Raw genomic sequence first — 988 nt, 5'->3', positions numbered from 1 at the left:
TGGTAGTCGTGCGAACAGTACTGGCTGCCGCGGTCCGTATGATGGATGCAGCCTTTTGGTGGCTGTCGTAAGGCGATAGCCATCTTCAGTGCTCGGATTGCCAGATCGCGCTTCATGCGGTTGCTCACGGCCCAGCCGATGACACACCGGGAATGCAAATCCAAAATCACGGCAAGATAGAGCCAGCCTTCCCGTGTCCAAACGTAGCTGATGTCGCCCGCCCATTTCTGGTTGGGCTGATCCGCTGAGAAGTCCCGGTTCAAAAGGTTCGGCGCAATGTTGAAGGCATGATTGCTGTCGGTCATTACCTTGTATTTCTTTGAGCGTTCGACCCTTATTCCGTTCTCGCGCATCAAGCGGCCGACGTGACGGTGTCCGACGTTCAGGCCAAGTTCCTTCCGCTCTTCAGTCATCCTCGGGCGACCGTAGCTCCCTAGGCCGAGACGGGATTGTTCCTTGATGTAGGCCAGAATAACCATGTCGGTTCGCTGCCTTCCGCTGGCGGGACGGATGCGATAGTCGCGCAAGACTCGTTCGCTGACATTCATAACCCGACAAAGACGGCTGGTCGGGACGTCTCGGCAATGCTCCTCAATGAACCGAAACCTCATGGCTTTTGGCTCGCGAAGAAGGCTGTGGCCTTCATCGGAGAAACGCCCCACTGCGGCCTTTCCTGACCCTCTTCAGTTTAGAATATCCCTCTCTTCCTTGAGAATACGGTTCTCGCGTCGAAGCCGCTCATTCTCGCGGGCAAGGTCCAGGTCTTTGTCCGGCACCACCTCAGTATCACGATGGGCCGTCACCCATTTGTTTAGCGTCGACAGACCAACACCTAAATCAGATGCAACCTGCTTGCGTGTTAGCCCGCTTGCCAGCGCGATCCGCACCGCATCAGCGCGGAATTCGTCCGTCCGTTTCGTTCCCATAGCTCGTCTCCTTTGGTGCAATAAATGCTATCAAAGGAGCGGCATCAAACCGCGACAGGTCC

1 pseudogene is annotated in these 988 nt (G+C 56.2%); it reads right to left on the bottom strand.

The window, feature by feature from the left end:
* Positions 1 to 926 (bottom strand): annotated as a pseudogene (locus J4721_RS19650) (IS3 family transposase); the annotation flags it as partial.
* Positions 927 to 988 lie beyond the last annotated feature (62 nt).

It is taken from the genome of Phaeobacter sp. HS011, assembly GCF_018101215.1.
GTDB classification, from domain to species: Bacteria; Pseudomonadota; Alphaproteobacteria; order Rhodobacterales; family Rhodobacteraceae; genus Phaeobacter; species Phaeobacter inhibens.
Note: the sequence above shows the minus strand (reverse complement) of the source record. Positions and strands in the feature narration are given on the sequence as shown.